General features: G+C 63.7%; 16 protein-coding genes. 4 read left to right on the forward strand and 12 right to left on the reverse strand.

Features of this window, described 5'->3' with window-relative positions; all coding sequences use genetic code 11:
• Nucleotides 1-50: 50 nt before the first annotated feature.
• Nucleotides 51-2123 (reverse strand): TonB-dependent receptor domain-containing protein, encoded by a 2073-nt coding sequence (locus N436_RS06995; protein WP_110740680.1) that lies wholly within the window; start codon nucleotides 2121-2123, stop codon nucleotides 51-53.
• A gap of 220 nt (nucleotides 2124-2343) precedes the next feature.
• On the opposite strand from N436_RS06995, the gene N436_RS07000 reads away from it, so the two are divergent.
• The 3 genes from N436_RS07000 to N436_RS07010 are packed head-to-tail and all read left to right on the forward strand — an operon-like array spanning nucleotide 2344 to nucleotide 3305.
• Complete coding sequence (locus N436_RS07000; RefSeq protein ID WP_105946538.1) at nucleotides 2344-2592, forward strand: helix-turn-helix domain-containing protein; 249 nt, start codon at nucleotides 2344-2346, stop codon at nucleotides 2590-2592.
• A gap of 10 nt (nucleotides 2593-2602) precedes the next feature.
• The gene (locus N436_RS07005) at nucleotides 2603-2950 is read left to right on the forward strand and encodes a head completion/stabilization protein (RefSeq protein ID WP_105946539.1); all 348 of its coding nucleotides are present in this window, start codon (nucleotides 2603-2605) and stop codon (nucleotides 2948-2950) included.
• A complete protein-coding gene (locus tag N436_RS07010) occupies nucleotides 2943-3305 on the forward strand; it encodes a hypothetical protein (RefSeq protein WP_110740681.1) in 363 nt (120 codons plus the stop codon). Before N436_RS07005 ends, N436_RS07010 begins: the two co-directional genes overlap by 8 nt.
• On the opposite strand, the gene N436_RS07015 is transcribed toward N436_RS07010, so the two are convergent.
• A complete protein-coding gene (locus N436_RS07015) occupies nucleotides 3302-3694 on the reverse strand; it encodes a helix-turn-helix domain-containing protein (RefSeq protein WP_105946541.1) in 393 nt (130 codons plus the stop codon). The two genes, N436_RS07010 and N436_RS07015, sit on opposite strands and share 4 nt — an antisense overlap.
• A gap of 179 nt (nucleotides 3695-3873) precedes the next feature.
• Between N436_RS07015 and N436_RS07020 the strand changes: the two genes are divergently transcribed.
• Nucleotides 3874-4137 (forward strand): ogr/Delta-like zinc finger family protein, encoded by a 264-nt coding sequence (locus tag N436_RS07020; RefSeq protein ID WP_028699011.1) that lies wholly within the window; start codon nucleotides 3874-3876, stop codon nucleotides 4135-4137.
• A 90-nt stretch (nucleotides 4138-4227) separates the two neighbouring features.
• Here the strand turns inward: N436_RS07020 and nuoN are convergent, their stop codons facing one another.
• From nuoN to nuoE, 10 genes are all read right to left on the reverse strand, one after another.
• Complete coding sequence (nuoN, locus tag N436_RS07025; RefSeq protein ID WP_012273301.1) at nucleotides 4228-5697, reverse strand: NADH-quinone oxidoreductase subunit NuoN; 1470 nt, start codon at nucleotides 5695-5697, stop codon at nucleotides 4228-4230.
• A 7-nt stretch (nucleotides 5698-5704) separates the two neighbouring features.
• Nucleotides 5705-7237, reverse strand: a complete 1533-nt coding sequence (gene nuoM / locus N436_RS07030) for an NADH-quinone oxidoreductase subunit M (RefSeq protein WP_060497816.1) — start codon at nucleotides 7235-7237, stop codon at nucleotides 5705-5707.
• Nucleotides 7238-7277: 40 nt separating this feature from the next.
• A complete protein-coding gene (gene nuoL / locus N436_RS07035) occupies nucleotides 7278-9131 on the reverse strand; it encodes an NADH-quinone oxidoreductase subunit L (protein WP_110740682.1) in 1854 nt (617 codons plus the stop codon).
• Nucleotides 9128-9436 (reverse strand): NADH-quinone oxidoreductase subunit NuoK, encoded by a 309-nt coding sequence (gene nuoK, locus N436_RS07040; protein WP_003251446.1) that lies wholly within the window; start codon nucleotides 9434-9436, stop codon nucleotides 9128-9130. The genes nuoL and nuoK overlap by 4 nt, the downstream gene beginning before the upstream one ends.
• Nucleotides 9437-9439: 3 nt before the next feature.
• On the reverse strand, nucleotides 9440-9940 hold the full coding sequence (nuoJ, locus tag N436_RS07045; RefSeq protein WP_016711598.1) for an NADH-quinone oxidoreductase subunit J: 501 nt from the start codon (nucleotides 9938-9940) through the stop codon (nucleotides 9440-9442).
• A gap of 10 nt (nucleotides 9941-9950) precedes the next feature.
• Nucleotides 9951-10499 (reverse strand): NADH-quinone oxidoreductase subunit NuoI, encoded by a 549-nt coding sequence (gene nuoI / locus N436_RS07050; RefSeq protein ID WP_003251442.1) that lies wholly within the window; start codon nucleotides 10497-10499, stop codon nucleotides 9951-9953.
• Between the two features lie 11 nt (nucleotides 10500-10510).
• On the reverse strand, nucleotides 10511-11518 hold the full coding sequence (gene nuoH, locus N436_RS07055) for an NADH-quinone oxidoreductase subunit NuoH (protein WP_003251440.1): 1008 nt from the start codon (nucleotides 11516-11518) through the stop codon (nucleotides 10511-10513).
• Nucleotides 11515-14229 carry an NADH-quinone oxidoreductase subunit NuoG gene (nuoG, locus tag N436_RS07060; protein WP_110740683.1) on the reverse strand — a complete coding sequence of 905 codons (2715 nt, stop codon included), beginning with the start codon at nucleotides 14227-14229 and terminating at the stop codon, nucleotides 11515-11517. Before nuoG ends, nuoH begins: the two co-directional genes overlap by 4 nt.
• Nucleotides 14230-14363: 134 nt before the next feature.
• Nucleotides 14364-15725, reverse strand: a complete 1362-nt coding sequence (nuoF, locus tag N436_RS07065) for an NADH-quinone oxidoreductase subunit NuoF (protein WP_105946544.1) — start codon at nucleotides 15723-15725, stop codon at nucleotides 14364-14366.
• Nucleotides 15722-16219 carry an NADH-quinone oxidoreductase subunit NuoE gene (gene nuoE, locus N436_RS07070; protein WP_003251433.1) on the reverse strand — a complete coding sequence of 166 codons (498 nt, stop codon included), beginning with the start codon at nucleotides 16217-16219 and terminating at the stop codon, nucleotides 15722-15724. The genes nuoF and nuoE overlap by 4 nt, the downstream gene beginning before the upstream one ends.

Genomic DNA, 16219 nt, shown 5'->3' on the forward strand with positions numbered 1-16219 from the left:
GGTGTGGGAGCTGGCTTGCCGGCGATGGGCCGCGCAGCGGCCCCAGCTGTTTAGCGGAAGCTGTAGGAAACGCCCGCATACACGCCAAATCCTTCACCCGGCGTCGAACGGGCATTGTCCTTGCCGGCATCGTTGTAGGTCGGCGTCACCGTGGCGGCATAGCGTTTGTTGGTGAGGTTGCGCAGGTCCAGCCAGGTCTGCCAGTCCTGTTTCGGTGAATCCCAGCCCACCCGTGCACCCAGCAAGGCATATTCATCGGCGTGGTAGCTGTTGGCGTAGTCCACCTGCACCTTGGACGCCATCTGAGTATTCACCCCTGCATAGAACCCGCTCGGCCAGTCATAGCGCAACTCGGCCTGGTAGTAGTGCATGGGGATGCCCGGCAGGCGGTTGTCACCGAACGTGTCGTCATCGCGGTAGTGGAAGTCACTGAAGGTGTAGGCCTGGCGCAGGCTGAGCCTGCCGGTGCCGCTGCGTTCCCACAGGGTGCTGTCCAGGCCCGCTTCCACGCCTTGGTGCACGGTGGCGCTGGCATTGAACTCCGAGGTGAAGTTTGGCACCACTTCCACGGCCAGCAGTTCGTGACGCACCTGCGAGTAGTACCAGGCGAGGTCCCAGCGGCCTAGCGCCGAATCGCCACGCGCGCCCAGCTCCAGAGTGGTTGCCGTCTGGTTCTGCATCTCGATCGGCTGGATCTGCTTGCCACCCGTGCTGGGTGCGCTCCAGATCAGCGACCACGGATGCGGCGGTTCGACCGAGCGGCTGAGGTTGCCGTACACCTGCAGGTCCGGGCGGATGTCGTAGCGCAGGCCCAGGCGTGGCGCGTAGTCCCAGTCATGCATGCTCACCTTGCCGCCTTCGGCAGGGTAGGTCACGTCACTCTCGCGACGGGTGTAGATCATCGCCAGGCCAGTGGTCAGCCACAGGTTGGGGACCAGTTCCAGGTCGTTGCCGACATGCAGCACGGTGTCCGAGCCCTGATAGGTGAAGTCGCGGGTGCGTGGACCGAACACGTCACCACTGCGCGCGAACTGTGACGCGCCACTGTTGGGCAGGTGCTTGGTAGTACGCCAGCCGACGGTGGTCTTGCTCTCGTGGCCGAACAGGGTGTCGCGGCGCGAGTAGTTCAGCGTACCGCTGACATCGGTGTAGGCCACCTTCAGGCGCATCGGGCCTTCACGCAGGTCCATCGGGTAGTCGTGGTAGACCAGCCCGGCTTCCAGGCGCGCATCGTCGTCGAGGTAGAAGGTGGTCTTGTTGCCGACCCAGGTGCTGCCCGGTTGCGGGCGGCTGTCGTCACGGGCCAGGTAGGCCGGGTTGGCCGCGCGTGGGTGGTGCTTGATCTGGTCCTTGGTCAGGCGCCCGGCCAGTTCGTTTTCGGTTTCCCGGTAGCGCAGGTAAAAGCGGGTTTCCAGGTTGGGGTTGAAGCGATAGCCGATGTTGGCGGCAATGCCTTTGGCGCTGCCGCTGCTGTGTGCCTGGTAGCCGTCATATTCGGAATTGGTCAGGGCCACGTAGTAGTCGAGGTTGCCCAGCACCTGGCCGGAGCTGATATGCCGGTGCTGGTAGCCACGGCTGCCGACCTCATAGCGCACTTGCAACGGCGCGGCGTCGTAGCCGGTGTGGGTGACGTAGTTGATGGCGCCGCCGAGCGCCAGGGCGCCCTGGTCGAAGCCATTGGCGCCGCGCAGCACTTCGGCGCGGCTGAGCCATAGCGGCTCGAACAGCTCATAGGGCGTGCCGCCCGGGCCGGTCAAGGGCAGGCCGTCGAACATCGTATACACCCCGGAGCCGTGCGCACCTGGCGCGCGGTTGATGCCCGAGCCGCGGATCGACAGCTTGATGCCGTCGTTGCCCGCAGATTGGGCGAACACCCCTGGCTGGTAGGCGAGCACGTCCTGGTTGCTGGCGACACGGCCTTGTCCCACGCGCTGCATGTCCACCAGGTTGCTGGCGCCTGGTACTTCGCGCAGGCGTTCGCTGGCTGCCGTCAAGTCGTTCTGCTCCTCATCGGTGATCAGCACCTGGCCCAGTTCGACCGAGGATGCCCCCAAGGCGGGCTGGCTGGCAGCCAAGGCAGCCAGCAGACCGAGGCAGGACGAGAGGGGTAAATCGGAACGCATTGTACGACTCCAGGCGAAAGGCGAATGGACAACGGCGTTGAGACGAGCGAAATGCTGCCCGGAGCACGAAGAAAGTCAGCAAATCTTGCGTAACCTTCGTCAGACGGTTTTGTACGAAAGTTCTTTACAAGCCACAGCGGTGGAGGGAGGCAGCATGCGCTTCGTAAGGTGACTGCAGATCGGCAGCGATGCCTCGCTCAATCACCCGTGGAGTACAAGCATGACTGACAACGCACGACACCTGCAGCAACCCCCGGCGGACGCCCCGGTTCGCCTGACGCCTCGTGAACGGCAAGTGCTGTTGTGGTGCGCCTACGGCAAAAGCTCGTGGGAGATTGGCCGGATCCTTGACTGCAAGGAGTCGACGGTGAACTTCCATGTGTCCAACATCCTGCGCAAATTCGACGTGCCTACCCGGGTGGCTGCGGTAATCAAGGCCATTCGTTACGGCATGCTGGCCGAACAGTGAGGGGTAGGGCATGAGCAACGAACCTGTACTGCCACGCTATGCCGATAGCCATGACCCGTTCTGGCCCCGGGTAGACCTGGGCAGGCTACGCGAACGCCTGAACTTGCAGCGGCCCGTCAGTGAGGCCGTGCTGGAGGTGGCTGCACGTTGCGCCGCCATTGATGCTGCACGGGAGTTCGCGCGTTGGCGCGCAGTGCTGCGGGAGCGCGGTTACAAGCGCCTTGAGGATGTGGCCGGGCACGACCAGGGGCGCGCTTTGCGGGTGTGCTACATCCGTTTTGTCGAAGCTGCGGTCATGTACAGCCTTGGCTCGAGCGCGTACCTGCCGACTTCCCGCCGGAGTGCTGCCCATGCCTGAGGAGTCCTTTATCGACCGCTTTGCCTCGTCGCTGCTCGAACTGTTGGGCGTTGATGGCAGTGTGTTGTTCGCTGCTTTGCTAGGGGCCTTGTTGGTGAGTGCTGCGCGTGACCGGTTGATCACCAATGCAACCAGACGCCTGACGCTGGGCAAGAAATTGCTGCTGGTGTTCGTGACCGTGGGGGTGGGGCACCTGTTCGAGCCGCTGGTTTCATCGCTGGCACCCTTGCTGACCCGAGGCATGGCGGCATTCGTGGCCGCCGTGGTGGTCATCCCCATCAGCCTCAAGGTCATGGTCTGGCTGGATACGCTCGACCCACGCGAGCTCATACAGCGTTGGCGCCGCCGGGGTTAGCTGCCGGTGGCCTGGGGTAGCTGGCTGCGCAGTTCGCTCAATTGTTGTTCCAGCTGCTGGATACGTTGCTTGTCCTTGATGAGCAACAGGATGGTGTGGCGATCGTCCGGTGAGAGTGCGCGCAGGCGTTCGAGCACGTCGCCCTCCCAGCCGGCTTCACATTCGTGCCCGGGCCGCTGTGCCGTTTCACCCAGCAGTAGCCAGTCCAGGGAGCATGCATGCTGCCTGGAAATCTCCACGCAAAGTGCGTACGGGATGCTGTCGCGCACCTTCCAGCTACTGAGTGTTTGCGGGCTGATGGAAAGTGCACGGGACAGGTCGGCGTCGGACTGGGAGCGGGTAAGAAGCTTGAGGCGCGTGAGCACCTCGGCAAGTACGTGAGTACTCATAACAAATATCCATGACTGGTTTAATGATATTCCATGGGCTTAAACTACTCGTTATGAATACAGCCCTGCGTTTTAAGGAGCATTTCTGCAATGAGAACCACCAAATTGAAGAATACACCCATAGTTGCAGCCAATACTTACACACAGGCCTGCCTGGTCAATGCTAGCAGGTACTTGCCGTGAGTACTTACAAGCTGGTTTGTCCGCATTGCCACAGCCGTATGCGCATACGCACTAGCGAAGGGCGCCATATTTTCCTGCGGATCGCTTATTTGCAATGCACCACCGAGGCGTGTGGCTGGTCAGTGCGGGCCGAATTCGAAATGACCCACGAACTCTCCCCGAGCGGTATGCCCAACCCGGAAGTCTACCTGCCTTCAGCCAATGGTGATTTGCGCAAGGCCGCCTTGCCGGGTACAGGCCAGGGTAGCCCGCTTGGGTGAGGCACCGTCGGGTACAGGCAATAAAACGTGCAGATAAAAAAACACCCCGCCTAGGCGGGGTGTTTTGTTTTGCCGAAACTGCCGGGGTAATCAGCCGATCAGTTGCAGGCCGGCTTGCTGAACCAGTTCCAGCAGTGGCTGCGGGTACACACCCAGCACGAAGGCGAGAATGGCAATGGCCAGCAGCATGACGCCACCGGTGCGCTGTTCCCACTTCAGCGGGGCGTCGTGGCGACGCAGGTTCGGCTCGACCAGGTACAGGGTGACCATGACGCGCAGGTAGTAGTACACGCCGATGGCGCTACCGATCACCAGCGCACCGACCAGCCACCACAGGTGCGACTCGACGCCGGTGGCGATGATGTAGAACTTGCCGATGAAGCCAGCGGTCAGCGGGATACCCGCCAGCGACAGCATCATCACGGTCAGTACTGCGGTCAGGTACGGACGGCGCCAGAACAGGCCGCGGTACTCGTACAGCGCATCGGCGTCACGGCCGCCGTATGGCGAGGACATCAGGGTGATGACACCGAATGCGCCCAGGCTGGTGATCACGTAGGTGACCAGGTACACGCCCATGGCCTCCAGGGCCAGGCCCTTGCTGGCGACCAAGGCAATGACCAGGTAACCGAAGTGGGCGATGGACGAGTAACCGAGCAGGCGCTTGAGGTTGCTCTGGGTCAGCGCCAGCAGGTTACCGATCAGGATCGAAGCGACGGCGATCACTGCCAGTACGGTGCTCAGCACGCCGCTGCTGGCAGCAGGGGAGAGCATGAACAGGCGCACGACCACGGCGAATACCGCTACCTTGCTGGCGGTGGCCAGGAACGCGGCGACCGGTGCCGGGGCGCCTTCGTACACGTCCGGAGTCCACAGGTGGAACGGCACCAGCGACAGCTTGAAGGCCAGGCCGACCAGCATCATGCCCAGGCCCAGCTGGGCCACCAGGCTTGGCATGCTGGTGGTTGCCAGTGCCTTGCCGATCTGGTCGAAGCTCAGGCTACCGGCATCGGCGTACAGCAGGGCCATGCCGAACAGCAGGAAGGCGGAACCGGCAGCCGACAGCACCATGTACTTGATGCCGGCTTCCAGTGATCGCTTGTTGAAGAAGGCATACGCCACCAGGCCGTAGACCGGTACCGACAGCAGCTCCAGGCCGATGAACAGGCCGGCCAGGTGGTTGGCGCTGACCAGCACCAGGCCACCCAGGGCCGACATCAGCAGCAGCAGGTACAGTTCTTCACGGTTGCCCGGGAAGCCCTTGGACCCTTCGCCCAGGTAGGCGTGGGCCAGGGTGACGCAAGCCAGCGTCGCCACCAGGATGATCGCCATGTAGAGGCAGGCGAACTTGTCGATGGTGATCAGCGGGGTGACCGCCAGCGGCGCGACCTTCAGCGCCGGCAGGATCGACAGCAGGGCCAGGTTCAGGCCCACGGTGGACAGCAGGAAGGTCTGCGAGTGGTTGCGCTTCCAGGCGATCGCCAGCATCACCACCACCGTGGTGATGGTGGTGATCAGCATCGGCGCCAATGCGATGAAGTGTTGAGTGGTGAATTCCATAGCGCTCTTACCGGGCCGAAGCGAGTTGAGTGAAAGCGGAACCGAGCCACTGCTGCACACCACTCATGGTGGCGGCAGAGGTGTCGAGGAACGGCTGCGGATACACGCCCAGCAGGATCAGCAACACCGCCAGGCCCAGCACCATGACCAGCTCGCGACCGTCCATGCCGGCCAGCACGGTGTCGGACTTGGCTGGGCCGAAGTAAGCGCGGTGGATCATGATCAGCGAGTACACCGAACCGAAGACCAGGCCGGTGGTGGCGATCACGGTGATCCACGGCACATGCACGAAGCTGCCGATCAGGATCAGGAACTCGCCGACGAAGTTGCCGGTACCTGGCAGGCCCAGCGATGCCGCCGCGAAGAACAGGCTGATGGCCGGCAGGTAGGCGATGCGGTGCCACAGGCCGCCCATCTGGCGCATGTCACGGGTGTGCAGGCGCTCGTACAGCTGGCCGGACAGGATGAACAGTGCGGCGGCCGACAGGCCGTGGGCCAGCATCTGGATCACCGCGCCTTGCAGGGCCTGCTGGCTGCCGGAGTAGATGCCGATCAGCACGAAGCCCATGTGCGAGACGCTGGAGAAGGCGATCAGGCGCTTGATGTCGGTTTGTGCGAAGGCCAGGAAGGCACCGTAGAAGATACCGATCAGGCCCAGGGTCATGGCGATGGGCGCGAACTCTGCCGAGGCGTTCGGGAACAGCGGCAGTGCAAAGCGCAGCAGGCCGTAGGCCGCAGTCTTCAGCAAGATACCCGCCAGGTCCACGGAGCCTGCGGTCGGTGCCTGGGCGTGAGCGTCAGGCAGCCAGGAGTGGAACGGCACCACTGGCAGCTTCACCGCGAAGGCGATGAAGAAGCCCAGCATCAATACGTACTCGACACCGGCTGGCAGCTCGGCCTTGAGCAGGTCGCTGTAGTTGAAGGTGAGCACGCCGGTGGTATTGTAGTTGACCAGCACCAGGCCCAGGATCGCCACCAGCATGATCAGGCCGCTGGCCTGGGTGAAGATGAAGAACTTGGTCGCCGCGTAGATCCGGGTTTTCTTGCCGTCTGCCGAGCTGTGACCCCAGAGCGCGATGAGGAAGTACATCGGCACCAGCATCATTTCCCAGAAGAAGAAGAACAGGAACAGGTCCAGGGCCAGGAACACACCGACCACGCCGCCGAGAATCCACATCAGGTTGAGGTGGAAGAAGCCGACGTGGCGCTGGATTTCTTTCCAGGAACACAGTACCGACAGCACACCGAGCAGGCCGGTGAGCAGGATCATCAGCAGCGACAGGCCGTCGAGGGCCAGGTGGATGCTGATGCCGAAGCGCTGGATCCACTGGATTTTGTATTCCACGGCCCACGCAGGTTCGGCGCCCGGAGCGGGGGCCAGGGTGTAGTCGCCGGTGCCCCACAGCCACAGGCCGATGCCGAGCAGCAGGGACATGGTCAGCAGCGCGATCCAGCGCGGCAGGGTGGCGCCGAAGCGCTCGCCCAGCCAGCACAGGAAGCCGCCGATGAAGGGGATCAGGATCAGCCAAGGCAAAATCATGACGGGTTGGTTTCCTTTGGCAAAGTCGCAAGATTCATAGTCATACCGCAGCCACTACCACAGCGCCGAGCACCAGCACGGCACCCACGGCGATAGAGGCGGTGTACCAGCGCAGTTGGCCTGTCTCGGTCTTGCTCATGGCGACGTGGCCGCCACGCGCCATGCGAGGGATCAGGCCGATGCTGCGGTCAACCGGGTCCTTGCGCAGGATGTGGCTGATCAGCAGGTACGGTTTGACGAAGAGCTTGTCGTAGATCCAGTCGAAGCCCCAGGCGGCGAACCACCAGGCCGACAGGACGCGGCCGATGCCGCTGTTGGCAACTGCGCTGACGAAGGTGCGCTTGCCCAGGAACAGCAGGGCGGACAGCAGGATACCGGCGATGGCGATGGCACCGGAGGTGATCTCCAGCGCGTGCTTGGCTTCGCCACCGGCATGGCCGGCGCTTTGAGGCAGCACGCCTGCCAGCGGCGGGTGAATCCAGGCGCCGACGGCGGTCGACAGCACGATCAGCACGCCCAGTGGCAGCCAGTGGCTGATGCCGTGGCCGGCGTGGGCTTCGGTCTTGGCTTCGCCATGGAAGGCGATGAAGATCAGGCGGAAGGTGTACAGCGAGGTCATGAACGCACCCACCAGGCCGGCGTACAGCAGGCCGGTGTTGCCGCTGGCGAAGGCTTCCCAGAGGATCTCGTCCTTGGAGTAGAAGCCCACGGTCACGATTGGCAGTGCAGCCAGGGCAGCGCCACCGACCACGAAGCTGGCGTAGGCCAGCGGCAGTTTCTTCCACAGACCGCCCATCTTGAAGATGTTCTGCTCGTGGTGGCAGGCAACGATCACCGCACCGGAGGCAAGGAACAGCAGGGCCTTGAAGAAGGCGTGGGTCATCAGGTGGAAGATCGCCGCGTCCCAGGCACCGACGCCCAGGGCCAGGAACATGTAACCGATCTGGCTCATGGTCGAGTAGGCGAGGATACGCTTGATGTCGGTTTGTACCAGCGCGGCGAAGCCGGCCAGTACCAGGGTCACACCGCCGACAACGCCTACCAGGTGCAGGATGTCCGGCGCCAGCAGGAACAGGCCGTTGGTACGGGCGATCAGGTACACACCCGCGGTTACCATGGTCGCGGCGTGGATCAGTGCCGAAACCGGGGTCGGGCCTGCCATCGCGTCGGCCAGCCAGGTCTGCAGTGGCAGCTGGGCCGATTTACCGACCGCACCGCCCAGCAGCATCAGGGTTGCCAGCACCATCCAGGTGTCGCCCGCCTGGAACTTCTGCGGTGCCAGCACCAGCAGTTCCTGCACGTTCAGGGTACCCAGCTGGGCGAACAGGATGAACAGGCCGATGGCCATGAACACGTCGCCGATACGGGTGACGATGAAGGCCTTGAGTGCCGCGTTACCGTTGTTGCGGTTGCTGTAGTAGAAACCGATCAACAGGTACGAGCACAGGCCCACGCCTTCCCAGCCGAAGTAGATGAACAGCAGGTTATCGCCCAGGATCAGGAACAGCATGCTGGCGATGAACAGGTTGGTGTACGAGAAGAAGCGCGAGTAGCCGGCTTCGCCACGCATGTACCAGGACGCGAACAGGTGGATCAGGAAGCCCACGCCAGTGACCACGCCCAGCATGGTGACCGACAGGCCGTCCAGGTACAGGGTGAAGTTCGGCGCAAAGCCGTCTACCGACATCCACTGCCACAGCAGCTGGCTGTACGCGCCGCCTTCAGGCGGGGCGACGTTGAATTGCCAGATGACATAGGCGGCGGTGGCGGCCGAAAGGCCCACCGAGCCGACGCCGATCAGGGCGGACAGGTTCTCCGAGAACCGCCCGCGCGAGAACGACAGCAGCAGGAAGCCGACGAGGGGGAAGACGAAAGTCAGGAAGAGAAGGTTCATCCGCGCATCTCACTGGCAGCATCGATGTCGAGAGTGTGGAAGCGGCGATACAGCTGCAGCAGGATGGCCAGGCCAATACTGGCCTCGGCGGCTGCCAGGCTGATCACCAGAATGAACATCACCTGGCCGTCGGGCTGGACCCAACGGGCACCGGCGACGACGAACGCCAGGGCAGAGGCGTTCATCATGACTTCCAGGCTCATGAGTACGAAGAGGATGTTGCGGCGGACCATCAGGCCAACCAGACCTAAGCAGAACAGGATGCCGGCGACTGCCAGACCGTGCTCGAGAGGGATAGCACCCATGATTTACTCCTTCGCCTCGTTGCGGCCCAGGTGGAAGGCGGTGACGGCTGCAGCCAGCAGCAGCATCGACGCCAGTTCGACCACCAGCAGGTAAGGGCCGAACAGGCTGATACCCACTGCTTTCGGGCCCACGGTGGTACCGCTGATGCCAGCACCGCTCGGGGTGACGAACAGCACGTACAGCAGTTCTGCCAGCAGCAGGGCGCCGAGGATCACTGGCCCGACCCAGATGCCGGGCTTGAGCCAGCCCCGTTCCTGGGCGACCGAAGCCGGCCCCAGGTTGAGCATCATCACCACGAACACGAACAGCACCATGATGGCGCCGGCGTAGGCGATCACTTCCAGGGCGCCGGCGAACGGCGCACCCAGGGAGAAGAAGATCATGGCCACGGAAATCAGCGAAATGATCAGGTAAAGCAAGGCGTGCACGGGGTTGGTACCGGTCACCACCCGAAGGGTGGAGACCACGGCGATCCCGGATGCGAAGTAGAAAGCGAATTCCATCTTTCTGTCCTTATGGGAGCAAGCTCTTCACGTTGATCGGCTCGGCTTCGTTCTGCGCAGAGCCTTTCGGCTTGCCAGCGATGGCCATACCCGCAACACGGTAGAAGTTGTAGTCAGGGTTCTTGCCGGGGCCGGAGATCAGCAGATCTTCTTTCTCGTACACCAGGTCCTGACGCTTGAACTCGGCCATTTCGAAATCCGGCGTCAGCTGGATCGCGGTGGTCGGGCACGCTTCTTCACACAGGCCGCAGAAAATGCAACGCGAGAAGTTGATGCGGAAGAATTCCGGGTACCAACGGCCGTCCTCGGTCTCGGCTTTCTGCAGCGAGATGCAGCCAACCGGGCAGGCCACCGCGCAGAGGTTGCACGCTACGCAGCGCTCCTCGCCATCGGGGTCGCGGGTGAGGACGATGCGGCCGCGGTAGCGCGGCGGCAGGTACACGGGTTCTTCGGGGTATTGCAGGGTGTCGCGCTTGCGGAACCCGTGGGAGAACACCATGGCCAGGCTGCGCAGCTGTGTGCCGGTGCCCTTAACGATGTCGCCGATATACTTGAACATGGGTCAAATCCTCACTGGGCCGCGACGGCTGGCGTGTTGTAGAGCACGATCGCAGCGGTCACCAGCAAATTGATCAGGGTCAGCGGCAGGCAGAACTTCCAGCTGAAGTCCATCACCTGGTCATAGCGTGGGCGCGGGATCGAGGCGCGCAGCAGGATGAACAGCATGATGAAGAACGCGGTCTTCAGCGCGAACCACAGGAACGACAGTTGCGGCAGGATGCCGAACGGGCCGTGCCAGCCGCCGAAGAACAGGGTTACCAGCAGCGCCGAGATGAGGATGATGCCGATGTACTCACCGACGAAGAACATGCCCCATTTCATGCCGGCATACTCGATGTGGTAGCCGTCGGCCAGTTCCTGTTCCGCTTCTGGCTGGTCGAACGGGTGACGGTGGGTCACGGCGACGCCAGCGATGAAGAAGGTGCAGAAGCCGAAGAACTGCGGAATGATGAACCACAGGTTCTGGGCCTGGTATTCAACGATGTCGCGCATGTTGAACGAGCCCACCTGCACCACCACGCCCATCAGCGCCAGGCCCAGGAACACTTCGTACGACACGGTCTGTGCCGAAGCACGCAAGCTGCCCAGCAGGGCGTACTTGTTGTTCGACGACCAGCCGGCGAACAGCACCGCGTAGACCGACAGGCCGGCCATGGCGAAGAAGAACAGCAGGCCGATGTTCAGGTCGGCAACGCCCCAGGTCGGGGTGATCGGGATGACCACGAAGGCAATGAGCAGGGCGCTCATGGCCACGACCGGTGCCAGGGTGAAGATGACGCGGTCGACGAAAGGTGGGTTCCAGTCTTCCTTGAAGAACATCTTCAGCATGTCGGCTGCGATCTGGAACATACCGAACGGGCCTACGCGGTTCGGGCCGTAACGGTCCTGCCACCAGCCCAGCAGGCGGCGCTCGACGAAGCTGAGCAGCGCGCCGCAGACCACCACCGCCAGCAGGACCACGATGGCCCGCAGCACGGTGAGGATCACGTCGATTACTTCGGGGGTGAACCAGCTCATTGTGCTGCCTCCTGCAGACCTTCGACGGATGCACCGAAGATGGCAGGCGGAATGCCAGCCAGGCCTTTCGGCAACGCGACCAGGCCTGCGCCCAGCTCTTCATTGATGCGCAGCGGCAGGCGCAGGGCCACACCGGCCACGTTCAGGCTCAGCAGGGCACCGTCGTTGACGCCCAGGCGGTCGGCTTCGGACTTGGCCAGGGCCACGTAGGCAGCCGGGATGCGTTCTTGTACCGGGGCGGCGCGCGAGGAGCTTTCTTCGCTGCCGAACAGGTGGAAGAACGGCACGGCGGTCCAGGTGCCACGGGCCGGGTTGAAGGCACCCGGAATGGCGTTGAACCAGTTCAGGCGGTCGCCTTGCGACTCGATCAGGCGCACGCCCGGGTCACCGGCACGCAGGTGGCCACCGACCTCATCCTGAAACTTGTTCCAGGCTTGTGGCGAGTTCCAGCCCGGCGACCAGGCGAACGGCACCTGCTGGCGCGGTTCGGCGGAGCCCGAGTAGCCTTCCATGGAGAAGGCGAACGCGGTGTCCTTGTCTTGCGGGGTGCGCGGTTCGTGCACGCTGATGTTGGCGCGCATGGCGGTGCGGCCAGAGTAGCGCAGCGGCTCACGGGCCAGCTTCATGCCCTTGATGCGGAACGCGGCGCTTGGGGCGGCGTTGACGATGCCGGCCAGTTGCGGGGCAGCTTCGGCGCAGGCGCTGGTGACGTGGTCCAGCTGGGTCCAGTCGACCGGCTTGTTCAGCAGGGTGGCACGCAGGGCGTGCATCCAGCGCCAGCCTTCGTGGATCTGGATGCTGCTGTCCAGGTATTGCGGGTCGAACACCTGGAAGAAGCGCTGGGCACGGCCTTCCTGGCTGACCAGGGTGCCGTCGCCTTCGGCGAACGAGGCAGCCGGCAGCACCAGGTGGGCGCGGTCGACCGTCGGGGTTTTCGAGTGGTCGGCAACGATCACCACCTTGGCCGCAGCCAGGGCTGCATCGACCTTGGCGGCCGGTACGCGGGCGTACAGGTCGTTTTCCAGCACGACAATGGCGTCGGCCTTGCCGCTGATGACGGCGTCCAGCGCAGCATCGATGGACTCGCCACCGAGCATGGCCAGGCCGATGCTGTTGGCTTCAGGCACCACCAGGCTCAGCGAGCCGTTCTTCTCGCGCAGCTTCAGGGCCTTGGCGATGTTGGCGGCCGCTTCGATCAGCGCCGGGTCGGCCAGGGACGTACCGGCGACCACCAGTGGGCGCTTGGCAGCGACCAGGGCGTCGGCGATGCGCTGGGCCAGGGCCTTGGCTTCGTCGTCCAGGCCGGCAACGGCAGGTGCGCTAGGGTCGATGGCGTGGGCCACGGCGAAACCGATGCGGGCCAGGTCGGCCGGGGCGGCGTGTACGCACTCTTCGGCAACGTCGTCCAGCTTGGTTTCAGCCAGGGAGGCGATGAACAGCGGGTACAGCGCGTGCTGGCCAATGTTCTTCACGGCGGCGTCGAGCCACGGCTGCACCTTCATGGCTTCGGCCATGGCCTCTGCCTTGCCTTTGGTGGCCTGGCGCACGGCCAGGGCAACGCGGGCAGCGGTCTGGGTCAGGTCTTCGCCGAGCACGAACACAGCGTCGTGGTCTTCGATGTCGCGCAGGGTCGGCACTGGCAGCGGGCTGTTGTTCAGCACGTTCAGGGCCAGGCGCACACGGGCCAGTTCGCCTGCTTCCATACCGGCGTAGAAGTAGTCGGCGCCGACCAGTTCACGCAGGCCGTAGTTGCTTTCCAGGCTGGCGCGTGGCGAGCCGATACCGACGATGGTGCGCCCGCGCAGCAGGTCGGCGGCCTTGTCCAGGGCGGCGTCCAGGCCCAACTTGGTGCCATCGGCCAGATGTGGCTGGCGTGGGCGGTCCTTGCGGTTGACGTAGCCATAGCCGAAGCGGCCACGGTCGCACAGGAAGTACTGGTTGACCGAACCGTTGAAGCGGTTCTCGATACGGCGCAGTTCGCCGTAGCGCTCACCCGGGCTGATGTTGCAGCCGCTGGAGCAGCCGTGGCAGATGCTCGGGGCGAACTGCATGTCCCACTTGCGGTTGTAGCGCTCGGAGTGGGTCTTGTCGGTGAACACGCCGGTCGGGCAGACCTCGGTCAGGTTGCCGGAGAACTCGCTTTCCAGCACGCCGTCTTCGACGCGGCCGAAGTACACGTTGTCGTGGGCGCCGTATACGCCCAGGTCGGTACCACCGGCGTAGTCTTTGTAGTAGCGCACGCAGCGGTAGCAGGCGATGCAGCGGTTCATCTCATGGGCGATGAACGGGCCGAGGTCCTGGTTCTGGTGAGTACGCTTGGTGAAACGGTAGCGGCGCTCGTTGTGGCCGGTCATTACCGTCATGTCCTGCAGGTGGCAGTGACCGCCTTCCTCGCACACCGGGCAGTCGTGCGGGTGGTTGGTCATCAGCCATTCGACGACGCTGGCGCGAAACGCCTTGGACTCGTCATCGTCGATGGAGATCCAGGTGCCGTCGGAGGCAGGGGTCATGCAGGACATTACGATACGACCACGGGTGTCGTTCTCGTCGGTGTACTGCTTGACCGCGCACTGCCGGCAGGCGCCAACGCTACCAAGCGCCGGGTGCCAGCAGAAATAAGGGATGTCGAGGCCGAGTGACAGACACGCCTGTAACAGGTTGTCTGCACCGTTGACTTCGAGCGCTTTGCCGTCTACGTGGATAGTGGCCATTGTTCAAAGTTCTTCGTTGGCCCGCGTGAGCGGGCGTGGCTAATGGAAATCGGTGAGCTTGCGGCACGCCTCGATGGACTCGGGCCTGTCGGCAAGCTGGCGAGTGGCACGGACCACCCGCCTTAATCGTCTTGTTATGCGCCGACCACGATCGGCTTCGCCAGGTTCGGGCGCAGGGTGCCAGCGCTTTCAGGCGCCACACCGGCCTCGAACTCCGAGCGGAAGTACTTGATGGCACTGCCCAGCGGCTCGACGGCACCGGGTGCGTGAGCACAGAAGGTGCGGCCTGGGCCGAGGAAGTTGACCAGCCCCAGCAGCGTCTCGATGTCTTCGGCGCGGCCCTGGCCTTTCTCCAGTGCGCGCAGCATCTTCACGCTCCACGGCAGGCCGTCACGGCAGGGGGTGCACCAGCCGCACGATTCGCGGGCGAAGAACTCTTCCATGTTGCGCAGCAGCGACACCATGTTGATGCTGTCGTCCACCGCCATGGCCAGGCCGGTACCCATACGGGTGCCGACCTTGGCGATGCCGCCGGCGTACATCTGCGCATCGAGGTGCTCGGGCAGCAGGAAGCCAGTACCGGCGCCGCCTGGCTGCCAGCACTTGAGCTTGAAGCCGTCACGCATGCCGCCGGCGTAGTCTTCGAACAGCTCGCGGGCGGTGACGCCGAACGGCAGTTCCCACAGGCCCGGGTTTTTCACCTTGCCGGAGAAGCCCATCAGCTTGGTGCCGTGGTCTTCGCTGCCTTCACGGGCCAGCGACTTGTACCAGTCGTTGCCGTTGGCGACGATGGCCGGCACGTTGCACAGGGTTTCGACGTTGTTCACACAAGTCGGCTTGCCCCACACGCCCACGGCGGCAGGGAAGGGCGGCTTGGAGCGCGGGTTGGCGCGGCGGCCTTCCAGCGAGTTGATCAGCGCGGTTTCTTCGCCGCAGATGTAGCGGCCGGCACCGGTGTGCACGAACAGCTCGAAGTCGAAGCCGCTGCCCAGGATGTTCTTGCCCAGCAGGCCTGCGGCCTTGGCTTCATCGATGGCGCGGTTGAGGTTTTTCGCTGCGGTGGTGTATTCGCCACGCAGGAAGATGTAGCCACGGTAGGCCTTCAGGGCGCGGGCGCTGATCAGCATGCCCTCGACCAGCAGATGGGGCTGTTGCTCCATCAGCATGCGGTCCTTCCAGGTGTTCGGCTCCATTTCGTCCGCGTTGCACAGCAGGTAGCGGATGTTCATGGATTCGTCTTTGGGCATCAGGCCCCACTTCACGCCAGTGGGGAAGCCTGCACCACCACGGCCCTTGAGGCCGGAGTCCTTGACGCTTTGCACGATGTCGTCAGCCGACATCTGCGCCAGCGCCTTGCGCGCCGCAGCGTAGCCGTTCTTGGACTCGTACTCGGCCAGCCATACCGGCTCGCCGTCGTCACGCAGGCGCCAGGTCAGCGGGTGGGTTTCGGCGGTACGCGCAATGCGGTTGGCCGGGCCGAAGGAAGTAATGGTCATACGTAACCCTCCAGCAGTTTGGAGACGCCAGCAGGCTGTACGTCGCCAAAGGTGTCGTCGTCGATCATCAGCGCCGGGGCCTTGTCGCAGTTGCCCAGGCAGCACACCGGCAGCAGGGTGAAGCGGCCGTCGGCGGTGGTCTGGCCAAGGCCGATGCCCAGCTCGCTCTGGATCTGGCTGACGACCGATTCATGGCCGCCGATGTAGCAGACCATGCTGTCGCACACGCGGATGATGTGGCGGCCGACCGGCTGGCGGAAGATCTGGCTGTAGAAGGTGGCGACACCCTCGACGTCGCTGGCAGGGATGCCCAGCACTTCGCCGATGGCGTGGATGGCGCCGTCCGGCACCCAGCCACGTTCCTTCTGGACGATCTTCAGGGCTTCGATGGACGCCGCGCGCGGGTCCTCGTAGTGATGCATTTCGTGCTCGATGGCCGAGCGCTCGGTTTCGCTCAGGGCGAAACGGTCTGTCTGGATAAGCGTGCTGTTCAT

Origin of the sequence: Pseudomonas sp. RV120224-01b (assembly GCF_003208145.1) — a bacterium.
GTDB lineage: Bacteria > Pseudomonadota > Gammaproteobacteria > Pseudomonadales > Pseudomonadaceae > Aquipseudomonas > Aquipseudomonas monteilii.